Origin of the sequence: Microvirga roseola (assembly GCF_020866965.1) — a bacterium.
GTDB lineage: Bacteria > Pseudomonadota > Alphaproteobacteria > Rhizobiales > Beijerinckiaceae > Microvirga > Microvirga roseola.
This window is the reverse complement of record NZ_JAJATX010000112.1, coordinates 1-5,368: the sequence shown is the minus strand read 5'-3', so window position 1 is coordinate 5,368 and position 5,368 is coordinate 1. Positions and strand designations below refer to the sequence as shown.

Sequence of the window (5,368 nt, the reverse complement as noted above, 5' to 3'; positions counted from 1 at the left end):
TTATTCTGCAGAGCCGGTGCTGCATAAGGCGGCGCCGGCTTTCTAATATGTCACTGTGTCACCACAGTCGGCCCACACTCTCCTGATGGCGTTTCCACCCGGAATGCTTGAGGCAGGCGCTAGATTGCCAGAGGGAAATAAATGTCCGTCCTGAGCTGATCCGGTGGGGTGGTCCGGCTGTCGTTGAGATATTCGTCAAAACTCTGGTCCCCAACTAGCTGCCTGCCGGATTGCGGCAGCCATTCCTGGAAAAACCAACGGCCTGCTTCCGACATGGCGGCGTAGGGACCTCGATAGTGCAGAATGGCGTACGTTCCTCCAAAGATCGTCTCAATCGAGACGTCGGCATCCCCAGCCGCATCCTCAGCGACCGAGAAGCAAGCCTTCGACATTGGGTAAGGGGCTGAAACCGCTGGTTCATGACTTGTGAACGCGGCGATGCATCGGGCTTCTTTTCTGAGAAGATTCCTCTGCAGACACCAGTCGGCGAGAGCTTGAAATGGAAGCTGATCGTAGGGGCCGTTGTGCTCCAAGCTGGCGACCACAAGCGGCGGGACATGCGTCACAGTTACTTCAAACATCTTCTCACCACGATAAGGAGACAAATCGTCGATAGTAGGGGGACTCCCAGGATTAAGCGGGAGTCCGAGCCTTGGGCCCCTACGAGAGGTCTACATTTCGCAACCCGCTGAGGAATAAAAGCACAGCAATGATCAGTGCGCAATGCGGGGCCGCTACTGCCTACAGTCTAGCGGGTGGTGGGGTCCTTCGGCAGGCCGTCCGCGCGCCCCAGAACGAACTGGCAAGGCCTTGGTTCGCATGGCAGCACGCCTGTCCTGGCACTCAGGTGCTATCAGTGGGAGCCATCCACCTCATCTGCACAGGACAGGGGCATCGGACATTCCCGAAAGGTAGGGACTTCAGAGCATAACCCGTTGAGACATCCTGAGCTTCTGAGAAAGCTAAGGAGCACTTGCTAGACGGCTACATTTAACGCGCTCTCAAGATTTTTCGTTGAATGTGCGGCACAACACTCCACCAGAGAGTGTGGCATTTCTCGGCTTGGGGCATTCTATGGCACTACTCTTATCGCGCATATCACTGCGACACCAGATCCTCAGTATTGGCCTTCTAGGAGCGGTGGGCGTCATCGCACTTGCGACCGTCTACATAGTGGGCAGCAATCAAGCTCAAGAACAAAGGGCTAGTGCCGATGCAGCAACGCAGTTGGAGCACACCGTCTATAAAGCGGATATCGGCCTACTGGAGGCTCGCCGCGCCGAAAAAGACTTCTTTCTGCGCAGCGATGAGACCTACGCCAAGCGGCACGCCAGCGTCATAGACACCGTTAAAGACGAGCTCACCAATGCCGAAAAGCAGGCTTCTGCTGCAGCCAATACTCCAGAATTTCTGCTCAGCGTGGCAAAGATCAACGAAGGTTTGTCTAAGTACCTGCAGCACTTTAAGCGTTCTGTTGATCTGCAGCGTAGGCTTGGCTTCGACGAGACGTCGGGCCTGCAGGGGGCGCTTCGAAACTCCGCCCATGCGGTGGAGAAAAAACTCGCCCCTTACGAGGATCAGAGTTTGACGATTCTGATGCTGATGATGCGTCGGCATGAGAAGGACTTCATGCTGCGGGGTGGTGCCAAGTACGGCCAAGACATCAAGCAGCGTGCCACCGAGTTTGCCCAGACACTCGCCATTTCCGACTTGCCGCCAAAAGCTAAATCCGAAGTTAGCGCGGCCATGGCAGTCTACCAGCGGGATGTATCTGCTTACATTGACGTCAAGCTGCAGCTTGACGCCGAGAGCAAGGCCGTTTCAGAAGCCTATGCTGCGGTCGAGCCTGTGGTTGACCATGCATTGGAGATCGTTAGCGCACGGTTTGAGGCGGCTCAATCAGCGGCTGCGGAAGTAGAAGCTTGGACCTCGCGCGTTATGTGGTCTTCCATTGGTATGATCTTGCTGATCGTGCTCGCCGCTGCTCTAGTGATCGGCCGCGCTATCTCTAAGCCCCTGCTGGCTATGACAGCCACCATGCAGCAGGTGGCTAGGGGCGACTACACCGCAGCGGTGCCGGATCTTGGCCGCCGGGACGAGATCGGGGCTATGGCCGAGGCTGTTCAGGTTTTCAAGACTAATGGTGAAGAGATGGAAAACCTGCGCATGCAGCAGGAGCGTGTCCGCCAGCAGAGTGAGGCCGAGAAGCGCCGCATAATGGGTGAGCTTGCCCAGAGCTTCGAGGCCAAGGTCGGCGCGCTGGTTCAGCGTCTCCTAGTGGCGGCGAACGGGCTGGAGGATACTGCCCAGTCCATGACATCTGTGGCGGACAGGACTAGCCACCAGTCAGTCAGCGTTGCCTCGACAGCCCAGCAGACTTCGGCCAATGTGCAGACAGTGGCAGCCGCCACAGAAGAGCTATCGATATCGATCCGTGAGATTGCCGCCCAGGTGACGCAATCCTCCCAGATTGCCGAGCGGGCGGTGGCTGATGCCCGGCGCACAAACAGCACCGTGCAGACGCTCGCCACTTCTGCCGAGAAAATCGGTGACGTAGTCCAGCTTATCAACACCATCGCGGGCCAGACCAATTTGCTGGCGTTGAATGCCACGATCGAGGCAGCGCGTGCCGGTGAGGCCGGCAAAGGCTTTGCAGTGGTAGCCGCGGAAGTTAAGGAACTGGCGAGCCAGACCTCTCAAGCCACAGACGAAATTTCTGCTCAAATTTCTAGCGTGCAGCGGGCGACGGCTGACGCAGTTCAAGCAATTCAGGCGATTGCGAGCACGATTAGCGAGATGTCCCAGATCTCAACATCAATAGCTGCGGCTATCGAGGAGCAGGGGGCAGCCACCTCTGAGATTTCCCGGAATGTGCAGGAGGCGGCTCGCGGGACGGAGTTTGTCACCGGGAGCATCAGCGAGGTTCGTCGGGGAGCGGGCGAAACGGGTACCGCTGCCACCCAGGTGTTATTGTCGGCGCAAGAACTTGCCCGTCACTCAGCCAGTTTAGGGCAGGAGGTGGAGCACTTCTTGTCAGGCATCAAAGCCGCGTAAGCGGACAGAGATGCTCGTATGCATCGCACGGTGCTAGCCTCACGCGCCCTTTCAATTCATACTGTAGAGATGCCTAGGAACGGGGGGCGCTGTCCCAGCGACCCCCTTCTTTTTAGGTGCTTACAATCCCGTCCTAAGCTGATCGCTAGCGCGAGATCTTGAGAATACAAACTCTTACGCCGAGATGCCTGCTGCTGCTTCGAACGTCGAAACAATGTAGGTTTTTAGATGATGTAAAAGTCGTGGTAGGAGAGCTTGGTCTTGTTACTAATAGTGGCTATCTTCACCTGCGACGACGAGGCAGTGCCATCCGGGTCGTAGTACAGCACACCCTTTGCCTTATTATAGATAATACGGTCTTCCCGATCCTTGGCCTTCGTAGCGGCCACGAACATGTCAGCGTTGAACATCTTTGGTTTCGAGAGGCTGCTCGACCCAAGCTTGGTGAAGATGTTGTTGTCGAGCCAGATTGCGTCATCTGAAGATCTGAAATCGGTAATTTTGTCCACGTTCGACCGGGTTATCTTCGTCTTGATGACGAACGTGTCCTTGCCTGAACCCCCAGTGAGTACATCTCTGCCAAGCTCACCTGAAAGCCGATTATTGCCCGAGTTGCCGGACAGGACATTACTATGTTTGCTCCCAGTCAGGGTAATAGAGCTTGATCCGGAGGCGTAGAGCCGCTCGACGTGCGAGGCCAGCTTATAACTGACCACGGCATAAACTCGGTCTGCCGTTCCTCCTGTGGAGGCCTCGACGATCCGATCGCCCACATTGTCAACGTAGTATCGATCATTGCCGGCGCCACCTTTGAGATAGTCCTTGCCCCGGCCTCCAATGAGGCGGTTGGCACCGGAATTGCCGTAGATTGCATTATCGAGCGCATTTCCGGTCAGTTTGATTGCGTCAGAGCCGGTGGCATGCAGGCGCTCAACATTTTCCGTGAGCCTATAGTCAAATCTGGCGTAAACTCTATCTGCTATGCCGCCGGAAATGGCTTCCACCACGCCATCATTGATGTTGTCGATCAAGTAGGTATCGTCACCGGCGCCTCCTCTCATCTGGTCGTTTCCAGAACCGCCATTGAGAGTATCGTTGCCAGCATTGCCACTGAGTGTGTTCGCTGCGCTGTTGCCGATGATCCTGTCAGCTCCGGCGCCTCCTACAGCATTCTCAATGGTGACACCATTGGCGATTGTAAAGCCACCGACGATCCCTGCGACCCGAGATACATAGCCGCCCGCATTTGGCCCAGTCAGGGGAGCCTGATTGAGGTTGATCGTACAGGAGTCCGATGCCAGCGCAGCGCTGATCGTGTCAGTTCCGCCCGTGTCCCACACACAGGACCAGAAGGCGCCCGGTCCGTTGCTCAGTGGGAGTCCGTACGTATCATCACCCGAGGCGTGGTTCGTATTCGCACCATAAATCGCTTGAACGGCTGCAATGTCGAGGGCCATAGGTGTGCCCTGATAGCCGTACTCGGCCGATAGAGACGGGCTCTTCAGAGACCAGCCGTCGTTGTAAGACATCGTTGTCCAGATGCCCTGGTTTAGGTCATAGGTCCCATCATCTAGCGCATCGTGCACACCCGGGAAGTTCGTGCTGTCAAGTGAGCCTCCCCCGTCATGTGGATGTGCAAGGCCTAGACCGTGCCCAAGTTCATGAATCGATGTGACGAAATCGTACCCACCCTGTACTAGACCTTGCGGGGTCCACGCATCGCCATTGAATGCCCCATAGAGAACCTCGCCGGGTGCGTATCCAGGAAACTCGTGCCAGCCCAGGCTGCCTTCCGCCTCAGTCGCTGTCTCCCCATGCTCCACCTGCCACGAGGCTGTCTATCCAAGGATTGCTTCCGTTGGTTGGACTGCCATCGATTTGGATTTGGGAGGCCATCGCAGAAACCTTTCTATCGCAGGCGCCTGCGTCCAGCGGCCTGTGTTTGTTGCACCTCTAGCGATTGATGGCTTCCCTCACTTTTTGCAAGTTGAAACGACGTAAGGAAAGCCTTCTCAGGAGGAGTTGTAAGGGAGCCACAGAAGCGCGGATCAACTGCCTATGGGCGAAGACAGACTGTAGTAGGCCCACATCATAAGCAGTTGACACGGTAGCATGGTAGGGCAGGGCAGCTTTATAGGCTGCCCTGCTCAGAGAGACCGCTGTACGCCTGTGGTATGCGTAATCAGAAGACGAAATCGTACTCGGTGAGATGGGCTTTGACCTTCAGCAGGATGGTGCCCTCATCAGTCAGGATCTTTGCTGTCCGACTGGTATCTGATGATCAGGACGCCGATGGTCTTGGGATTGAGGATGA

3 protein-coding genes are annotated in these 5,368 nt (G+C 56.3%); 1 reads left to right on the top strand and 2 read right to left on the bottom strand.

The window, feature by feature from the left end:
* Positions 1-119 precede the first annotated feature (119 nt).
* Entirely contained in the window at positions 120-581 is a 462-nt protein-coding gene (locus LG661_RS24105) for an AraC family transcriptional regulator (RefSeq protein ID WP_230534534.1), read from the bottom strand.
* A 559-nt stretch (positions 582-1,140) separates the two neighbouring features.
* Between LG661_RS24105 and LG661_RS24100 the strand changes: the two genes are divergently transcribed.
* A complete protein-coding gene (locus LG661_RS24100; RefSeq protein ID WP_230534533.1) occupies positions 1,141-3,054 on the top strand; it encodes a methyl-accepting chemotaxis protein in 1,914 nt (637 codons plus the stop codon).
* Positions 3,055-3,278: 224 nt separating this feature from the next.
* On the opposite strand, the gene LG661_RS24095 is transcribed toward LG661_RS24100, so the two are convergent.
* Entirely contained in the window at positions 3,279-4,583 is a 1,305-nt protein-coding gene (locus LG661_RS24095) for a calcium-binding protein (RefSeq protein WP_230534532.1), read from the bottom strand.
* Positions 4,584-5,368: the final 785 nt, after the last annotated feature.